The 17,569-nt window shown below is 61.7% G+C and carries 14 protein-coding genes; 5 read left to right on the top strand and 9 right to left on the bottom strand.

Features of this window, described 5'->3' with window-relative positions; genetic code table 11:
- Positions 1–41: 41 nt before the first annotated feature.
- From AC07ZE_RS11140 to AC07ZE_RS11130, 3 genes are all read right to left on the bottom strand, one after another.
- Positions 42–1,880 carry an amidohydrolase gene (locus AC07ZE_RS11140; protein WP_207264316.1) on the bottom strand — a complete coding sequence of 613 codons (1,839 nt, stop codon included), beginning with the start codon at positions 1,878–1,880 and terminating at the stop codon, positions 42–44.
- A 30-nt stretch (positions 1,881–1,910) separates the two neighbouring features.
- Entirely contained in the window at positions 1,911–2,516 is a 606-nt protein-coding gene (locus AC07ZE_RS11135; RefSeq protein ID WP_207264314.1) for an antibiotic biosynthesis monooxygenase, read from the bottom strand.
- 311 nt (positions 2,517–2,827) lie between these two features.
- Entirely contained in the window at positions 2,828–3,745 is a 918-nt protein-coding gene (locus AC07ZE_RS11130; protein WP_207264312.1) for a LysR family transcriptional regulator, read from the bottom strand.
- A 158-nt stretch (positions 3,746–3,903) separates the two neighbouring features.
- Here AC07ZE_RS11130 and AC07ZE_RS11125 point away from each other — a divergent pair, with 158 nt between their 5' ends.
- Entirely contained in the window at positions 3,904–4,320 is a 417-nt protein-coding gene (locus tag AC07ZE_RS11125; protein WP_207264310.1) for a helix-turn-helix domain-containing protein, read from the top strand.
- Positions 4,321–4,459: 139 nt separating this feature from the next.
- Here the strand turns inward: AC07ZE_RS11125 and AC07ZE_RS11120 are convergent, their stop codons facing one another.
- The 3 genes from AC07ZE_RS11120 to AC07ZE_RS11110 form a co-directional block, all read right to left on the bottom strand.
- Positions 4,460–5,902 (bottom strand): catalase, encoded by a 1,443-nt coding sequence (locus AC07ZE_RS11120; RefSeq protein WP_207264308.1) that lies wholly within the window; start codon positions 5,900–5,902, stop codon positions 4,460–4,462.
- A gap of 74 nt (positions 5,903–5,976) precedes the next feature.
- Positions 5,977–6,801 (bottom strand): alpha/beta fold hydrolase, encoded by an 825-nt coding sequence (locus AC07ZE_RS11115; protein ID WP_207264306.1) that lies wholly within the window; start codon positions 6,799–6,801, stop codon positions 5,977–5,979.
- 34 nt (positions 6,802–6,835) lie between these two features.
- Positions 6,836–7,411, bottom strand: coding sequence for a flavodoxin family protein (locus AC07ZE_RS11110; protein ID WP_207264304.1), 576 nt, complete (start codon positions 7,409–7,411; stop codon positions 6,836–6,838).
- 315 nt (positions 7,412–7,726) lie between these two features.
- Between AC07ZE_RS11110 and AC07ZE_RS11105 the strand changes: the two genes are divergently transcribed.
- Positions 7,727–10,531 carry an ATP-binding protein gene (locus AC07ZE_RS11105; protein ID WP_207264301.1) on the top strand — a complete coding sequence of 935 codons (2,805 nt, stop codon included), beginning with the start codon at positions 7,727–7,729 and terminating at the stop codon, positions 10,529–10,531.
- Here the strand turns inward: AC07ZE_RS11105 and AC07ZE_RS11100 are convergent.
- The gene (locus AC07ZE_RS11100) at positions 10,496–11,980 is read right to left on the bottom strand and encodes an ATP-binding protein (protein WP_207264299.1); all 1,485 of its coding nucleotides are present in this window, start codon (positions 11,978–11,980) and stop codon (positions 10,496–10,498) included. The two genes, AC07ZE_RS11105 and AC07ZE_RS11100, sit on opposite strands and share 36 nt — an antisense overlap.
- Before the next feature lie 152 nt (positions 11,981–12,132).
- Positions 12,133–13,083: a GlxA family transcriptional regulator gene (locus AC07ZE_RS11095; protein ID WP_207264297.1), complete on the bottom strand. Its 951-nt coding sequence runs from the start codon at positions 13,081–13,083 to the stop codon at positions 12,133–12,135.
- A gap of 251 nt (positions 13,084–13,334) precedes the next feature.
- Between AC07ZE_RS11095 and AC07ZE_RS11090 the strand changes: the two genes are divergently transcribed.
- Positions 13,335–14,057, top strand: coding sequence for a pirin family protein (locus tag AC07ZE_RS11090; protein WP_207264295.1), 723 nt, complete (start codon positions 13,335–13,337; stop codon positions 14,055–14,057).
- A 133-nt stretch (positions 14,058–14,190) separates the two neighbouring features.
- Here AC07ZE_RS11090 and AC07ZE_RS11085 read toward each other — a convergent pair whose 3' ends face one another.
- The gene (locus AC07ZE_RS11085; RefSeq protein ID WP_207264293.1) at positions 14,191–15,075 is read right to left on the bottom strand and encodes a LysR family transcriptional regulator; all 885 of its coding nucleotides are present in this window, start codon (positions 15,073–15,075) and stop codon (positions 14,191–14,193) included.
- 112 nt (positions 15,076–15,187) lie between these two features.
- On the opposite strand from AC07ZE_RS11085, the gene AC07ZE_RS11080 reads away from it, so the two are divergent.
- Both AC07ZE_RS11080 and AC07ZE_RS11075 read left to right on the top strand, forming a co-directional pair.
- Entirely contained in the window at positions 15,188–16,417 is a 1,230-nt protein-coding gene (locus AC07ZE_RS11080; protein ID WP_207264291.1) for a YbfB/YjiJ family MFS transporter, read from the top strand.
- 73 nt (positions 16,418–16,490) lie between these two features.
- Positions 16,491–17,489: an NAD(P)H-quinone oxidoreductase gene (locus AC07ZE_RS11075; protein WP_207264289.1), complete on the top strand. Its 999-nt coding sequence runs from the start codon at positions 16,491–16,493 to the stop codon at positions 17,487–17,489.
- Positions 17,490–17,569 lie beyond the last annotated feature (80 nt).

The raw sequence follows: 17,569 nt of genomic DNA, 5'->3' as shown, positions 1-17,569 counted from the left end.
TTGCGGCGCCGGACCCGCAGGCCGGCGCTTATTGGTATTCGTCAGAAGGCGAAGCAAGAGCAGCCGAAGGCGCCCCAGAAACCGGCGAAATCGCTCACCGGTGCATTCGACAGGCGTGCCCGTTCATGGCTATGGGAATGCACTGCGCAAGGCCCGCTGCACTGGTGCACCTGCGCCTGCAACGGCGAGTTCGGCCGCCAGTGCCCCGGGACTTTCACCACCGGCGACCAGTCCGGCAGCACCGGCACGCTGGCCGGTCCCAGCTTCTCGAAATCGCCAGCGGCGTACACCACCTTGCCGCCGACAACGGTCAGCACCGACTCGATCCACTTGATCGCCTCTTCGTCGACACTGAAGAAATCGGCGCTCAATGCAGCCAGGTCCGCCAGTTGCCCGACCTTGATCTGTCCTTTCTTGCCCTGTTCGGACGAGAACCAGGCACTGCCGTGGGTGAACAGTTCCAGCGCGGTCTGCCGCGACAGGCCTTCGGCGTGCAACGCCAGGCCGCCGACGGTGCGCCCGCTGACCATCCAGTACAGCGAGGTCCACGGGTTGTAGCTCGACACTCGCGTGGCGTCGGTACCGGCACCTACCGGCACGCCTTCGGCGAGCATGCGCTGGATCGGCGGCGTGGCTTCGGCGGCCTTGGCGCCGTAGCGCTCGACGAAATATTCGCCCTGGAACGCCATGCGATCCTGAATCGCGATGCCGCCGCCTAGCGCCCTCACCCGCTCGATGTTCCGGGGGGTGATGGTTTCGGCGTGATCGAAAAACCACGGCAAGCCATTGAACGGAATGTCGCGGTTGACCTTCTCGAACACATCGAGCATGCGGCTGATGGACTCGTCGTAGGTGGCATGTAAACGGAACGGCCAGCGCTGCTCGACCAGATGGCGCACCACCGGCTCCAGTTCATCTTCCATGCTTTGCGGCAGGTCCGGGCGTGGCTCGAGGAAGTCCTCGAAATCCGCCGCCGAGAACACCAGCATCTCCCCGGCGCCGTTGTGTCGCAGGTAGTCATCGCCCTGATGCAACTTGACGCTGCCGGTCCAGTTCTGGAAATCCGTCAGCTCTTCCTTGGGCTTCTGGGTGAACAGGTTGTAGGCGATGCGAATGGTCAACTGCTGGTCCTTGGCCAACTGCTCGATCACCTGGTAATCGTCCGGATAATTCTGGAAACCACCCCCGGCATCAATGGCGCTGGTCAGCCCCAGGCGATTGAGTTCGCGCATGAACTGGCGGGTCGAGTTGACCTGATACTCCAGCGGCAGCTTCGGCCCCTTGGCCAGGGTCGAGTAGAGAATCATCGCGTTGGGTCGCGCCACCAACATGCCGGTAGGGTTGCCATTGGCATCGCGGACGATTTCGCCACCCGGCGGATTCGGTGTGTCACGGGTATAACCGGCCACGCGCAGGGCGGCACGGTTGAGCAAGGCGCGGTCGTACAAATGCAGGACGAACACCGGGGTATCCGGCGCGGCCTGATTGAGTTCTTCGAGGGTCGGCATGCGCTTTTCGGCGAACTGGAATTCGTTCCAGCCCCCTACCACCCGCACCCATTGCGGCGTCGGCGTGCGATCAGCCTGTTCCTTGAGCATGCGCAGCGCATCGGCCAGCGACGGCACACCTTCCCAACGCAGCTCAAGGTTGTAGTTCAAGCCGCCACGGATCAGGTGCAGGTGCGAGTCGTTGAGGCCGGGAATCACGCAACGGCCCTTGAGGTCGATCACCTGTGTGCCCGAGCCGCGCAACGCCATGGCCTCGGCATCGCTGCCAACGGCGACGAATCGACCATCGCTGATGGCCACGGCAGTGGCGAAGGGCTTTTCACGGTCAACGGTATGAAACTGGCCATTGAACAAAATCAGATCGGCGTTCATCGCGTTTCCTTAAGGCATGTTTGTATAGGGCTAAGCGGAATGGGACTGGCCGGCTTCCAGCCACCGAGCGAACAGGCGCGTGGCGAGCGGCATGCAGACATACACCACCGACAGCACGATGGTCAGAGTGATCAGGAAGGTCGCGACCACATAACTGGAAAGGAAGGCGTTGAGCTGCAACAACGGCCCCCAGAGCAGCGGCACGAGCAAGGTGTGCGGCAGAATCACCAACAGCGTCACCACCGCCTGCTTCCAGCGCGGCGGAGGTGATGCGGCATCGGCCAGCGGGGTAAACCAGAATTCGTTGAGCGGATTGACCTCGGTCTGGTCGCCATCGGCCAGCATCGGCGCGGCTTCGTCGACCAGTGCCTGGCGCTGCGGCGAATCGAGCCAGCGCTGCATGGCTTCGGTGGAGCAGAAGCGCAGCACGCAGGTGAACATCTGTAAGCCGCCGTGCTGGCCGCGAATCACATCGACACCCAAATGCCCTTCACTCTGCCCGGCAATGCCGACGATGCGCCGCAACCAGGTTTCATAAGCGGCTTCATGACCGGCCTTGATCCGATGCTTGACGATCAGCGTGACAATCTCATCGGATCCCGGTGCTGGCTTGCTCTGGGAATGGGCTACAGGCATGACGAACGGGCTCCGGCGAAACTGGGTTGGGAATGGGTGGATCATGCCGGGGCGGGGAAGGAAAAAATTGGATGTACGTGCTCTTTTTGCGAGGGTGCGTGGATCTGAAAATCAACACGAAACCACTGTGGGAGCGAGCCTGCTCGCGAAGGCGGCCTTTCAGGCAAAAAAGAGTTGGATGACAGACCGCTTTCGCGAGCAGGCTCGCTCCCACAGTGGGTTCGGGTACATCTGGGAGGGACAGGTCCGCTGTCAGGCCGCCTTCGCGAGCAGGCTCGCTCCCACAAGAGGATCGGGTACATCCTTAAGAGTCAGGCAATCTCCAACGACGCCGACATGAACTGACTGATCCGCGAACGCAACCAGCGCTCCGCCGGATCATTGTCATGCACCCCGCTCCAGGCCATCGACAATTGCGCCGCCTCAATCTCGAACGGCGGATCTTCGGCACGCAAACCACAGCCCTCCACTAACGCGCACGCCGCATAATCCGGCACGGTGGCAATCATCTCGGTCCCGGCGAGCAAGGCGCGCAAGCCGCTGAACTGCGGCACACCCAGCACCACCTTGCGACACCGTCCGACCTTGGCCAGGTCCAGGTCAATGTTGCCGCTCAGGTCGCCGGAAAACGACACCATCGCATGGGGTCGCTCGCAGTATTCGTCGAGGGTCAGCGGCCCCGGGCGGGTGTCGCCACGCAATACTTTGCAGGGGATGTCGCGCAGTTTCTTGCGCTTGGCATTGGCCGGCAGCTCCTGGGTGTAACTGACGCCCACGGAGATTTCCCCGGAGGCCAGCAATGCCGGCATCAGCAGATAATTGGCGCGGCGCACCACGACGACGATGCCCGGTGCCTCTTCCTGCAATTGGCGCAACAGCGGCGGAAACAGACCGAACTCGGCATCGTCCGACAGCCCGATGCGAAACACGTCGCAACTGGTCGCCGGATCGAACTCCTTGGCCCGGCTGACCGCGCCGGAGATGGTGTCCATCGCCGGTTGCAGCTCCTTGAGGATCGCCAGCGCCCGCCCTGTCGGCTCCATGCCGCGACCGTTGCGCAACAGCAGCGGATCATCGAACAGATCGCGCAACCGGCCGAGGGCGGCACTCACCGCCGGCTGCCCCATGAACAGTTTTTCCGCTACACGGGTCAGGTTCTTTTCGAACATCAGCGCTTCGAAAATCACCAGCAGGTTCATGTCGACGCGACGCAGATCGTTTCGATTCATAGGCACGGATTCCTTGTGTATTGAGCCAGGCACGAGAGTGACGATTGTGTCTGACTTTATGCAAGACTTCCCGCAGGGAATGTGGAATTAACAACGATTAACTCGCGGGCCAGAGCCTTCGGGTTCAAGAATTGAGCCTACCGACTCGGACATTCGCCATGGCTCATTTCCAGCAAAACACTGCCCGCGCGACAGTCACTGACACACAAAGAAAAAGCGCCGGCGGCCTCAGTCCGCAGCGCGAACGGCTGATCAAACAACTGATCCTCGAACGCCTGGGTGAGCCCCTGGAAGTGACCGAACTGGCCCAGGCCTGTTCATTGTCGCGCAGTCATTTCTCCCGCGCGTTCAAATGCAGCACCGGCCACTCACCCCAAGAGTGGATTCGCCGGCAACGCATTGCCCGCGCCAAGCTACTGATTCAGCACACCGACCTTAGCCTTACGCAAATCAGCCTGGAGTGCGGCTTCTGCGATCAGGCGCACTTCTGCCATATGTTTACCCGCAGCGAAGGCATCAATCCGTTTGCCTGGCGTTGCCGGACGGTGCGTTCCGTTCGCCACGCTACCCCGTAGGCCAGGATGGCGAATCCCCTCTGTGGGAGCGAGCCTGCTCGCGAAAGCGATGTATCAGTCGACACATGTATTGACTGGTACTCAGCCTTCGCGAGCAGGCTCGCTCCCACAGGGGATCAAGGTATCCTTGGGATTTGCGTCAGCCCAACGGAACCAACCGCTCCAGTGCCTCGGCCACCCCGCGCCCATACGCCGGATCAGCCCTGGTGCAGTTGTCGATATGCCGCTGGCGGATCAATTGCGGCACACCGTTCATGGCCCGCGCCGTGTTCTCGAACAGCAACTGCTGGCGTGCGGGGTCCATCAGGCGAAACAGGTTGCCAGGTTGCTCCCAGTGATCCTCTTCGAGCCGATGGTCATAGTGCTGGGCGAAACCTTCCAGCGGCAGCGGCGGTTCGGACAATTCCTTCGAATCCTCCCATTCACCCACGCTGTTCGGAAAGTAACTGGCGGTGCCGCCCAGGTTGCCATCGGTGCGCATGGCGCCGTCGCGGTGGTAGCTGTGATGCGGGCAGCGCGGTGCGTTGACCGGGATGTGATTGAAGTTCACCCCCAGGCGATAACGCTGGGCGTCGCCATAGGAAAACAGCCGCGCCTGGAGCATGCGGTCCGGCGAGAAGCTGACGCCGGGCACCACGTTGGCCGGGGAAAACGCCGCTTGTTCGATTTCGGCAAAGTGGTTCTCGGCGTTGCGATTAAGCTCCATGGTGCCGACTTCGATCAGCGGAAACTCGCCGTGCGGCCAGACCTTGGTCAGGTCAAACGGGTTGTGCCGGTAGGTGTTGGCCTGCTCCTCGGTCATCACCTGGATGCACAGCTTCCAGCGCGGAAAATGGCCCTGCTCGATGCTCTCGTACAGATCCCGCAGGTTGCTTTCGCGGTCCTTGCCGACCACCACGGCAGCCTCGGCATCCGACAGGTTCTCAATGCCTTGCTGGCAGACAAAATGAAACTTCACCCACACCCGCTGGTTGTCGCGGTCGATCAGGCTGAAGGTGTGACTGCCGAAACCGTGCATGTGACGGAAACTGGTGGGAATGCCCCGGTCGCTCATCACAATGGTGACCTGATGCAGTGCCTCGGGCAGCAGGGTCCAGAAATCCCAGTTGCTGGTGGCGTTGCGCAAACCAGTGCGCGGGTCGCGCTTGACCACGTGGTTGAGGTCGGAAAAACGCAGCGGATCGCGGAAAAAAAACACCGGGGTGTTATTGCCAACGATGTCCCAGTTGCCTTCCTGGGTATAGAACTTCACCGCGAAACCACGGATGTCACGCTCGGCATCGGCGGCACCGCGTTCACCAGCCACCGACGAGAAACGCACGAACAGCGGCGTCTCTTTTCCCACTGAGCTGAAAATATCGGCTTTTGTGTAACGAGTAATGTCATTGGTTACGGTGAAGGTGCCGTAGGCGCCCGAACCCTTGGCATGCATACGCCGCTCCGGGATCAATTCACGGTCGAAATGGGCGAGTTTCTCCAGCAACCAGATGTCTTGCAGCAACGCGGGGCCACGGGGGCCGGCGGTCTGGATATTGAGGTTGTCGGCCACCGGGGCGCCTGTGGCGTTGGTCAGCTTTTTCATGGGACTTCATCTCGATTGATAGCCGCTCATCAGGAGCTAAATCCGGCGCGGATCTACGCCCGCGCCGGGATCGGTCAACCCTTGAGGAACGCCAGCAGATCGGCGTTGAGCTGATCCTTGTGGGTATCAGTCAAGCCATGGGGCGCACCGGGGTAGATCTTCAGCGTAGAACCTTTCACCAATCCTGCCGAAGCGATGCCCGCCGCTTCGATCGGCACCACCTGATCGGCATCGCCATGCACCACCAGGGTCGGCACGTCGAACTTCTTCAAGTCATCGGTGAAGTCGGTTTCCGAGAACGCCTTGATGCAGTCGTAGGCGTTCTTGTGCCCGGCGGTCATGCCCTGCATCCAGAACCAGTCGATCATGCCCTGGGACGGCTTGGCGCCGGGTTTGTTGAAGCCGAAGAACGGTCCGCTGGCGAGGTCCTTGTACAACTGCGAACGGTCGACCAGCGATGCCTGGCGAATGCCGTCGAACACTTCGATGGGCAGCCCGCCGGGGTTGGCGTCGGTCTTGAGCATCAGCGGTGGCACCGCGGAAATCAGCCCGGCCTTGGCCACGCGATCGGTGCCGTGGCGACCGATGTAGCGCGCCACCTCGCCGCCGCCAGTGGAGAAGCCGAACAGCACGGCATTCTGTAAATCCAGGTGTTCGATCAGTTGCGCAAGGTCGTCGGCATAGGTGTCCATGTCGTTGCCGAACCACGGCTGGCTGGAACGGCCATGACCACGGCGGTCGTGGGCGATTACCCGATAGCCCCGGGAGGCGAGGAAGATCATCTGCGATTCCCAGCTGTCGGCATTCAGCGGCCAGCCGTGGCTGAAGACGATGGGCTGACCGCTGCCCCAGTCCTTGAAATAAATCTCGGTACCGTCGCGGGTGGTAAATGTACTCATGGAACGTGCTCCTTTACGTGAGGGTTGAGGTCATTCAATCAGCCTGACGGCCGATGCGGTCGGCCAGCCGCGCCACCCGCTCGCCCAAGTGCGCGGCGGTGCAACGGTCTTCATCGGGTGGCGCTTGTTCGGGGGATTGTTCGACATTCGATTGGGCCATGGCGCCCAGCGAACTGCCGAGGCGATTGAGTTGCCCGTCGAACACTCCGCGACCGGAACGCGCCGGCAGCAGGTCGAGGCCAACCCAGATCATCGAATGCTGGGCAGCGAATACCGCCATCTGCAGCAGGGTGTTGAGCTTGTCACCGCACAGGCAGCCGGAATTGGTGAAGCCGGCCGCCAGCTTGTCGCGCCAGGGCCGGGCCAGGTAGAACGACGCCGTGGCTTCCATGAAGCCCTTGAAGGCGGCCGAGGCGCTGCCCATGTAGGTCGGGGCGCCAAAAATAATCGCGTCGGCGCGGTGTAGAGCGTCCCAGTATTGGTCCACATCTTCGACGGCCACCAGCCGACAGGTGCTGCCCGGATGTCGCTCCACACCCCGGACCACAGCCTCGGCCATAACGCGGGTATGCCCGTAGCCACTGTGATAGACCACCACCACGTTGCTCATTCCAGTGTCCTTGCGATATGACGAATCCCTGATACCTGCAGGAGCGAAGCTTCGCCCCTGCAGGGCATGAGTTTTGGGCGAAAACCGGACGCAGGACGAGTTAAACGTTGTTAATTTTCCAAGACATGCAAACAGCGTTGCCCAGCCGTTTGTCATTGCAGCGTCCAATAAAGACGGGCGTGCGTTAAGGTCTTTGGAACGCTGCAGTCGCAACAGGCACCCCGCAGTCATCCAAACGGCACATTGCGCGGATCAGAAAACCTGAGAATATGCTCCAGAACCGCGATTCAGACGGATGCAAGCAGGAGTTACCCGTTGTCCCTTTCCCTCGTACAAGCTGTACATTTCGGCCCTTACAGGATCTACCCCGGGCAGCGCCTGATACTGGAGGCCGACCAGCCCCTGCGCCTGGGTCGACGGGCCATGGACATCCTGTTGATCCTGCTCAAACACGCCGGGAACGTGGTCAGCAAACAACAACTGCTCGCCGAAGTCTGGCCCGATACCGTGGTGGAAGAGATCAACCTGCGGGTGCACATGGCGGCCCTGCGCAAGGCCCTCGGCGACGGTCAGGCCGGCCAGCGCTACATCGTCACGGTGGCTCAGCGTGGCTACAGTTTCGTGGCACCCTGCTCGCTTGAGCGTGTCGAGCAGCAGCCAGCCAGCGAAAGTCCGCCTTCGAGCGGACACAACCTGCCCCTGCGCCGCACCCGACTGATTGGTCGTCAGGTATTGGTCGACAACCTGATGACGCAACTGCCGCGCCAGCGCTTCATCACCCTGGTCGGCCCCGGTGGCATCGGCAAGACCACCGTGGCCTTGCGCGTCGCCGAACAGTTGATCGGCCGGTACCGCGACGGCATTCGTCTGCTTGACCTGGCGCCGATCAATGATCCGCTGATGATCGCCGGTCACCTGGCCGCGTTGTTGGGCCTGTCCCTGCACGAGACCGAACCACTGAACAGCCTCGCCCTGTTCCTGCACGAGCGGGAGATGTTGCTGGTCATCGATAACTGCGAGCACCTGATCGACCATGTGGCTCTTCTCTGTGAAAGCCTGCTGCGTGGCGCGCCGCAACTGCAAATTCTCGCCACCAGCCGCGAGGGCCTGCGTGCCGAGGGCGAATTCGTCCAGCGCCTGGAATCCCTGGACTGCCCGCCGCCCATTGCCGTGCTGGACCGTGCCCAGGCGCTGAGCTTTTCCGCGCCGCAATTGTTCGTCGAGCGGGCCATGGCCAGTCACGACAGCTTCGAACTGAGCGATGCCGAGTTGCCGCTGTTGATCGACATCTGCCGACGCCTCGACGGCATACCCCTGGCATTGGAACTGGCGGCCGCGCAAGTCGCCAGCCTCGGCCTCGCTGGCTTGCTGGCGCAACTGCAGGACAGCTTTCGCCTGCTCACCCACAGCAGCAACACGACGCTCGGCCGGCATCAAACCCTGCGCGCCACACTGGACTGGAGCTTCGAACTGCTCAGCACCTGCGAACAGACCTGCTTGCGTCGACTGAGTGTCTTCCGCGGCGGCTTTAACCTTGAGTCGGCCGCGGCGGTGATCGTCGGCGGGCATATCGAACCGCGCGAGGTGTTTGGCTCGATCACGCAACTGGTGGCCAAGTCGCTGCTGAGCGTGGACGTCGGCGACGAAGAGGTGTTCTACCGCCTGCTCGATACCACCCGTAGCTATGCCCTGGAAAAACTCGAGCAGACCAGCGAGCTGTCCGGCACCCGCGAGCGCCATGCCGAACGTTGCCTGGTCTTGATGCAACAGGCGCAGAAAGAGTGGGAGCGGATACCGACAGCGCTGTGGATCGAGCGGTACGCCCGTGGCCTGGAAGATATCCGCGCGGCCCTCGATTGGGGCCTCGATGCCCGGGGCCCGCAGACACTGGCCATCCGGTTGACCGCGGCGTCCGCACCACTGTGGCAAGAGTTGTCGCTGCCCAGGGAGCACGGCGGTCATGTGCGCAAGGCCCTGGCCTTGCTCGATGCGACGCTGGAACCCTGCCCGCACCTGAAAATGGCTCTGAAACTGGCTCTCGGCAGCGCCTGCTACCACGCTCAGGGCGGCACCACTGAAGCCATCGGCGCTTTCGTCACCGCCAGAACCCTCGCCAGGCAGTGCAATGACGTGGTTGGAGAACTGCGCGCCGTTTCCGGGTATCTGGCCGTCAATCTCCTCTGCGGCAACTATCGGATGGCCTTGGAGCAGAGCCGGCAATTTGACCGCTTGGGAGTGTCCGGCGACCCTGTGTTGTCCCTCAGCACCCATCGTTTGCGGGTGTTGGCACTGCACTTTGCCGGGGATCAATCACGGGCGCGGCTCAATGCCGAAGAGGTGCTCCAGCGCATGGCCCACAGCGGCCATCTCAACCGCTTCACCCATGGCTTTGGCGTGCAGTACGACCAGAGCGTCGCCGCCCTCACCATTCTGGCGCGCGTCCTCTGGATACAGGGTCTGCCGGATCAGGCCTGGCGTACGGCACGACAGGCGCTGAACATTGCCCTGCAGATCAACCATGGCACCTCTATCTGCTACACCCTGGCGCTCTCGGGTTGCCTGATCGCCCACTACAATGGCGACACCCGCACTTCCCGCGAACTGTTGGGCCTGCTGCTGGAACAGTCGCGCAAACACTCGGTGCTGCCGTTCTACACCTTTGCGCAACACTATGCGCAGGTCATGGACAGTTCTGACGCCCCCCCGCCGCGACTGGCGGGTGTCGGATTGATCAAGGAAATCATGGTGACCCTGGACACCGGCTTCGTCGATGACGACTTGCTGCAACGCGCCAACAGTGGCGCGGCGGGCTGGAGCACCGCGGAGATTCTGCGGGCCCGCGCCGATGCGCTGCTGGCAGCCGATTGCCCGGTAAAAAACCGTGACGCCGAACCCCTGCTGCTCAAGGCGCTCGACATAGCAAACACTCAAGGCGCCCTGGCCTGGGAACTGCGCAGCGCCACTTCGCTGGCGCGGCTTTGGCAGCGTCAGGGTCGCCACCGGCAGGCACATGAACTGTTAGCGCCGATCTACCAGCGCTTCACCGAAGGGCATGCCACGCCAGACCTGATTGCTGTGCGCCGATTACTCGGCGAGTTGCAGGACCACCTGCCGGCCTGACCGTCGGTGTGACTGACTGATGTAGTCGGCGTAACGCATTTCGAAGGTGCGCAAGGCGCCACTGTGTTCGAGTTTTTCCAGGGCGTAACCGCGGGTGGTGTTGAGAAAGCGGTAGCGGGTTACCCCACTGGCTTGCTCGCGCGATAACAGCGATTTCAGCGCCAGGCTTTCCAGCACCTTGTTCAAGTTGGCGGACAGCAGTGTGGCGCAACTGACCACGCCCATCGCCGCGTCCTGGGTGAACGCCGACTTGAACACCGCCAGGCGCTGCAACACGGTTTGCTCCACCGGGCTCAGCCGTTCGTAACTCCAGTCCAGGGCGGCCTTGAGAGTCTGATGCCGGGGGACTGCCGTGCGCCGGCCTTGGGTCAACAGTTGAAAGCAGTTATCCAGTTGCGCTTGCAAGCCCACCAGCGCCAGCGCATCGATCTGCGCCGCCGCCAGTTCTATCGCCAGGGGCAACCCATCGAGCCGTCGACAGATTTCGCGCACGGCCCTGAGGTCCTGCTCGCGCAGGGAAAATCCTTGCTGACGGGCACGTGCTCGGCTGACGAACAACTGCGCTGCCGAATAGCCCATGACTTCGTCGACACTGTGCAACGCCGATATCGGCGGTACCACCAACGGTGGCAGCGCCAATAGCGTTTCGCCAGTGGCCAGCAGCGGTTCACGGCTGGTGATCAGAATCGACAGGCGCGGCGCCGAGTCCAGCAGCCTTTCGACCAGGACCCGGCAGCGCTCCAGCAAGTGTTCGCAGTTATCGAGGATCAACAGCGCATGCCGTTGCCTCAGCACGTCAAGGGTAGTACCGGTTTCCAGCGCCAGGGCGCGCGTCAGGTGATCTTCCACCTGCGCCGGATCATCGATCATCGCCAGGTCCACACGCCACACGCCATCGCGATAGTGCTGCAACAGCAGTTCGCCGACGCGCAGGGCGACAGTGGTCTTGCCGATACCGCAGGGCCCGACCAGGGTCATGCAGCGCCGTATCGGCAACTGCCGGACCAGACTGCCGACCACCGCATCACGTCCGGTGATCGACGTCAGCCGTGCCGGCAGGTTGTGTTGGGGCTTGTGCGCAGGGGCGCAAGGGATCGGCATGAGCTCCGATGCCTGTTGCACCGGCGCGACGAAGCTGTAGCCGCGCTGGGGAATGTTGACGATGTAGCAGTGACCGCCCTCGCCATCGCGAAAGGCTCGACGCAGCGCGGCAATATGCACCCGCAGATTGATTTCCTCGACCACCGACCTCGGCCAGACCTTGGCGATCAATTCGTCCTTGCTGACCACCGAGCCCGCGTGCTCGACCAGCACCTGGAGGATATCCAGGGCCCGTCCACCCAGGCGCAGCGGCTGATCGCCTTCCAGCACCAATCGCTGATGGAGGTGGAACGCATAGGGACCGAAGCGCAGTACGGTGTCGCTATTTATGTATCCAAGGCTAATCATTGACCTTCACCCGCAGGGAGCCTGCCTGGCACACACCCGGACGGTACCCTCCTTGCTATGAGTTCAAGGCTATCTTGGCAGGCCTCGGCGACCGTACAACCGTCACGGGGGGAGCGTCACGGCCATTACGGTGCGCATCACGGCCAAGAACGTCAGTTGAATTGCTCGCGGTATTGGGTCGGGGTCAGACCAAGCTTCTCACCGAACAGAAACCGCATGTGCCGCACGCTGCCGAAGCCGCTTTTGAAGGCCACGGTCTTGAGCGGCAACTCTGTGGTTTCGAGCAGGTTGCGAGCGCAATCTATGCGCGCACTTTGCAGAAACGCCATGGGCGTCATGCCCACTTCGCGGGCGAACACCCTGGCGAAGTGACGCGGGCTCATGGCGGCCAGGCCGGCCATGCGTTCGATGCTGAAGGCCTCGTCGAGATGCTCGAGCACATGGTTCTGCAACCGGGTGATCGCCGTTTCCTGAGGCGCCACCGCCGCCATCAACGGGCTGAACTGCGCCTGGCCGCCCTGGCGTTTCATCACCACCAGCAACACCTTGGCGACATCCTGTGCGAGTTTCTTGCCATGGTCTTCGGCAACCACTGCCAGCGCCAGGTCAATGCCGGCGGTAACGCCGCCAGACGTCACGAGATTGCGGTCCTGGACGAAAATCCGATCGGTCTCGACGGTGGTCTTGGGGAAAGCCTGAATCAAGCGCTCGGTGTAGTGCCAGTGGGTGGTCACGCGATAGCCGTCGATCAACCCGGCATGGCCCAGCACAAACACCCCGGTGCAGATGGATCCATAATCCTTTGAGCGACTGACGTTGTGCTTGAGCCAGTCGAGCAATCGCGGATGTTTTTCGTTGTAGGCACCGGGGCCTCCGGGCACCAGCAGCAGATCAAATCCGTCACAGGCCTGATCGATAGTCAGATCGGCGAGCACCCTCACGCCATTGGACGCCCGCAACGCACCGGGTTCGGTGCCGATGGTCGTCAGCACGTAGTGGTCGTCGGGTTTGAGGTACCGGTTGGCAATGGAAAACACATCCATGGGCCCGGCCATGTCGAGCAGGAGAAAGTTGGGGAACAGCACCATTGCCACGGTTTTCATGGGTTCAAATCACTGGAGTCATAAGTCATTCCGCCGATGAACACATAACTCTGTGGGAGCGGGCTTGCTCCCACAGGGTTATGCGTTCGGCATTACTGTGCATTATGGCGAACTGCGGATTCAGCGTCGCCAACATTACTGTCAACCTGAACGAGACAGTATTTCAATTTTCACCTGCTTTTTGCACCACTCGGTAAACATTAACCTTCTCCTCACTCGGACGAATCAACGTCCCCACAGGAGATTCCATCATGCTGACCCTTCGCAAAGCTTCTGATCGTGGCATGGCCAACCATGGCTGGTTGAAGTCGTTCCATACCTTCTCTTTCGCCAACTATCGCAACCCGAAAGAACAGGGTTTTTCCGATCTGTTGGTGATCAACGATGACCGCGTCGCCGCCGGCAAAGGCTTCGGCCAGCATCCGCACCGCGACATGGAAATTTTCTCCTACGTACTCGACGGCGCACTGGAACACAAGGACACGCTGGGCACCGGCTCGGTGATCCGCCCTGGCGATGTGCAATTGATGAGCGCCGGCAGTGGCGTGGCGCACAGTGAATACAACCACTCGGACAAGCGTGCGGTGCACTTCCTGCAAATCTGGATCGTGCCGGATGTAAGCGGCGCCAAACCGCGCTACCAGCAAGAACACTTCAGCACGCAGAAGAAACGCGGGCGCCTGCAATTGATCATCTCCCCCGACGGGGACAAGGGTTCGCTGAAGGTGCGTCAGGACGCCCGGGTGTATGCCGGCCTGATCGACGGCCAGGAGAGTGCCACCCTGGAACTGGGCGCCCATCGCTACGCCTACGTGCATGTGGCGCGCGGCAGTGTCGAACTCAACGGCCTGCGCTTGCAGGAAGGCGACGGTGTGCGGGTTCGCGAAGAACAGGTGCTGACCTTGAGCAACGGCGTGGATGCCGAGGTGCTGGTGTTTGATCTGCGGCCGCAGGAATTGCCTGAAATGCCTTGACCATAGGAGCACTCCTACAAACTCTTGTGGGAGCGAGCCTGCTCGCGAAGGCGGTGTATCAGACACATCAATGGTGAATGTGCCAATGTCTTCGCGAGCAGGCTCGCTCCTACAAGGGGGATTGCCCACAGAGCTACAAGGTATGTTCGCTGGAAGATGCAAACTGCTCGACTATCTCATCAATCACCGCCCGCACCCTCGCGGTATGCCTCAAGTCGGCGTGGGTCACCAGCCACACGTCATAGGGCATTGGCCGGGAGCGTTCCGGCCACAGCCTGACCAACCCGTCCTTCTCCCCCACGTACACCGGAATCTCCCCAATCCCGATTCCCGCGGCGATGGATCGACGCACCAGCAGGCTGGAACTCAGGCTCGAAACGATCCGACCACGCCCCAACGGCTCACTGACCAGCGTCATGTCTTTGCTGCCCTGCAAATACGGCTGATACACCACCAGATCATGCCCTTCGAATGCCGATCCCGGCTGCGGAATGCCGTGGGCGTCCACGTAGTCTTGCGAGGCGAACAGGCCCACCGGCCACCGGGCGATTCGCCGGGCGATCAGGTCCGGGTTATCCGGTCGGGTATTGCGCACCGCGATGTCGGCCTCGCGCTTGGCCAGGCTGAGGATTTGCGTCGAGGCGTCCAGTTGCACCCGCACATCAGGGTGGTGTTGATGCAAACGGGCAATGGCCGGAATCAGAAAATCGATCGCCAGGGAGTCCGTCGTGGTGACCCGCACGATACCGGTCAAGCGATCGTCAAGGCCCTGAATCCGCCGCTCCAGCTCCAGTGCTGAATGCTCCATTTTTTCCACGGCACGCATCGCCGCTTCGCCCACGGCGGTCAGCGCATAACCTTCGGAAGTACGCAGAAACAGGGTCGCGCTCAATGATTTTTCCAGCGCAGCGATCCGCCGGCCGACCGTGGCCTGGTCCACCCCCAACACCCGCGCGGCGCCCCGAAGTGTCGATTCGCGGCAGACCGCGAGAAATACCCGTGCGTCATCCCAGTTCATGGAACTCCCCATGCGATGCATTAGTGCATCACTATAAAGTGAAATCGCAGCATTATTGCATCAAATAACCTCGTTATGCTGGACGCCAGAGAACACTCACAGAACAACGCTCATGCCCAGCTCATCAGCTCCCCCCGACACAACACGTAGCGCGATCTGGCTGGCGATCTTCGCCGGCCTCTGCGCCAGCCTGGTCAGTATCGGCCTGGCGCGGTTTGCCTACACACCGCTGATTCCTTCGCTGATCGAAGCCCACTGGTTCTCCGCCAGCGACGTGGTATTCCTCGGTGCCGCCAACCTGGTGGGTTACCTGATTGGTGCGCTGATCGGTCATCCTCTGGCTCGACGTACGTCCAATAAAACCGCACTACGGCTGATGATGCTGGCGGTGACCCTGGCGTTTTTTGCCTGCGCCTTTCCGTTGTCGGTGAGTTGGTTTTTTGGTTGGCGGTTGCTGTCCGGCATCGCCGGTGGCGCGATCATGGTGCTGGTGGCGGCAACGGTGCTGCCCCACGTGCCAGCCGCACGCAAAGGCTTGGCCAGTGGCGCGATCTTTGTCGGTCTTGGCCTGGGTATTGCCGGATCGGGGACAATCGTGCCGCCGCTGCTGAGCCTTGGCTTGCAGCAAACCTGGTTAGGCCTGGGCGTACTGGCGCTGGCTCTGACAGCAGCCAGCTGGTTCGCCTGGCCACCCGCCGCGTCCCATGCAACAGCCGTAATGCCCGCCAAGTCCGCGCCGGCAACGATCAACCCGAGTGTCTACCTGCTGTTTGCCCAATATGCGTTCATGGCGGCCGGGCTGGTACCGGCCATGGTGTTTCTGGTGGATTACGTGGTTCGCGGGCTCGGTGCGGGGCAACACGTCGGCGCCCTGATCTGGGTGATGTACGGCCTGGGCGCGATTGTCGGACCGGTGAGCTACGGTCTTCTGGCCGATCGATTGGGGGCAAAACCAGGCATCCGGCTGGTGCTGGCGGTGCAGGCGATTGCGGTTGGCCTGCTATCGGTTTCCAGCGCTTTCGCGGCGCTGGCCTTGCTGGCGGTGATCATCGGCTCGTTTCCTCCAGGCATCGTGCCACTGGCACTGGCCCGGGTTCACGAACTGATCCCCGACCACCATCAACAACAGATCGCCTGGAGCCGCGCCACCGTGTCGTTCGCCACCTTTCAGGCGATCTCCGGGTTTGCGTACTCGGCGCTGTTCAATGCCAGTGGTGGACGCCATGAATTGATGTTCGTGATTGCGGCGGGGGCGATTGTTGGTGCTCTGCTGCTGGAATTGGTCGTGCACTTGCGGGCCCGACGCGAAGACAAAATCTGTGCCAGCCCAACCACCGCATGAACACCTCAAGCCCGCTCCCACACTGGATCAACAATCGACCCGAATTAACTCGTACTCCTGACAGGTAGCCAAAATGACCCTCCCTCAAACCATGACCTTGATCGACATCACCCAACCCGGCGGCCCCGAAGTCTTGCAACCACGCCAGGTGCCGGTACCCACGGCCGACGCCGGTGAAGTACTGATCCGCGTGCGTGCCGCCGGAGTGAATCGTCCCGACGTGATTCAGCGCGCCGGCAAGTATCCGATGAAACCCGGCATGAACCCGATCCCGGGACTGGAAGTGGCCGGCGAAGTGATCGCTGTCGGCGCTGGCGTCAACGCGTTCAAGGTCGGTGACAAGGTCTGCGCGCTGACTAACGGTGGCGGCTATGCACAGTATTGCGTGGTCCCGGCCAGCCAGACACTGCCAATCCCCGACGGCCTGGACTGGGAACACGCCGCGGCAGTTCCGGAAACGTTTTTCACCGTGTGGGCCAACCTGTTCGAAATGGGCGGCGCCCGCAAGGGTCAACGGGTCTTGATCCATGGCGGCACCAGCGGCATCGGCACCACCGCACTGATGCTCTGCCGCGAGTTCGGCATCGAGGCCTTCGCCACGGCGGGCAGTGAAGAAAAGTGTGCAGTGATTCGCGATCTGGGTGCCGAAGCGATCAATTATCACGATCAGGATTTCGCCCGGGTCATCGCCGAGAAAACCGCTGGCCAGGGCGTCCATGTGGTGCTCGACATCATGGGCGGCTCGTACCTGAACCGTAACGTTGCGGCCCTGGCCCTCGAAGGCCGGCTGGTGATGTTGGGTTTTCTCGGCGGCGCCACTGCCAAGGATGTCGACCTCTTGGCAATCATGGCCAAACGCGCCACGGTCACCGGCTCGCTATTGCGTTCACGCACCCGGGAAGAAAAGGCCGCGATCGCACAGCAATTGCGCGAACATGTATGGCCGGTGCTGGCGGCCGGTCGCTGCCTGCCGATGATCGACAAGGTTTACAGGCTCGACGAAGCGCCGCTGGCTCATGCGCGGATGGAAGCGGGCGATCATGTCGGCAAGATTGTTCTGCGGGTGGAGTGATCCGCAGAAGCAAAACTACCCGCCTGTGGGAGCGAGCCTGCTCGCGAAAGCGGAATGTCTGACAAACCGGTATTGGATGT

Source organism: Pseudomonas sp. GW101-3H06, from assembly GCF_059424605.1.
The sequence above is the reverse complement of the archived record's forward strand: the minus strand, read 5'-3'. Positions and strand labels throughout refer to the sequence as shown.

What these genes read in the sequence shown, in the direction of transcription:
- AC07ZE_RS11080 (WP_207264291.1), top strand. Translation starts at nt 15,188, where the DNA reads ATGCCCAGCTCATCAGCTCCCCCCGACACAACACGTAGCGCGATCTGG.
- AC07ZE_RS11125 (WP_207264310.1), top strand. Translation starts at nt 3,904, where the DNA reads ATGGCTCATTTCCAGCAAAACACTGCCCGCGCGACAGTCACTGACACA.
- AC07ZE_RS11110 (WP_207264304.1), bottom strand. Translation starts at nt 7,411, where the DNA reads ATGAGCAACGTGGTGGTGGTCTATCACAGTGGCTACGGGCATACCCGC.
- AC07ZE_RS11135 (WP_207264314.1), bottom strand. Translation starts at nt 2,516, where the DNA reads ATGCCTGTAGCCCATTCCCAGAGCAAGCCAGCACCGGGATCCGATGAG.
- AC07ZE_RS11115 (WP_207264306.1), bottom strand. Translation starts at nt 6,801, where the DNA reads ATGAGTACATTTACCACCCGCGACGGTACCGAGATTTATTTCAAGGAC.
- AC07ZE_RS11120 (WP_207264308.1), bottom strand. Translation starts at nt 5,902, where the DNA reads ATGAAAAAGCTGACCAACGCCACAGGCGCCCCGGTGGCCGACAACCTC.
- AC07ZE_RS11140 (WP_207264316.1), bottom strand. Translation starts at nt 1,880, where the DNA reads ATGAACGCCGATCTGATTTTGTTCAATGGCCAGTTTCATACCGTTGAC.
- AC07ZE_RS11075 (WP_207264289.1), top strand. Translation starts at nt 16,491, where the DNA reads ATGACCCTCCCTCAAACCATGACCTTGATCGACATCACCCAACCCGGC.
- AC07ZE_RS11090 (WP_207264295.1), top strand. Translation starts at nt 13,335, where the DNA reads ATGCTGACCCTTCGCAAAGCTTCTGATCGTGGCATGGCCAACCATGGC.
- AC07ZE_RS11100 (WP_207264299.1), bottom strand. Translation starts at nt 11,980, where the DNA reads ATGATTAGCCTTGGATACATAAATAGCGACACCGTACTGCGCTTCGGT.
- AC07ZE_RS11095 (WP_207264297.1), bottom strand. Translation starts at nt 13,083, where the DNA reads ATGAAAACCGTGGCAATGGTGCTGTTCCCCAACTTTCTCCTGCTCGAC.
- AC07ZE_RS11130 (WP_207264312.1), bottom strand. Translation starts at nt 3,745, where the DNA reads ATGAATCGAAACGATCTGCGTCGCGTCGACATGAACCTGCTGGTGATT.
- AC07ZE_RS11085 (WP_207264293.1), bottom strand. Translation starts at nt 15,075, where the DNA reads ATGAACTGGGATGACGCACGGGTATTTCTCGCGGTCTGCCGCGAATCG.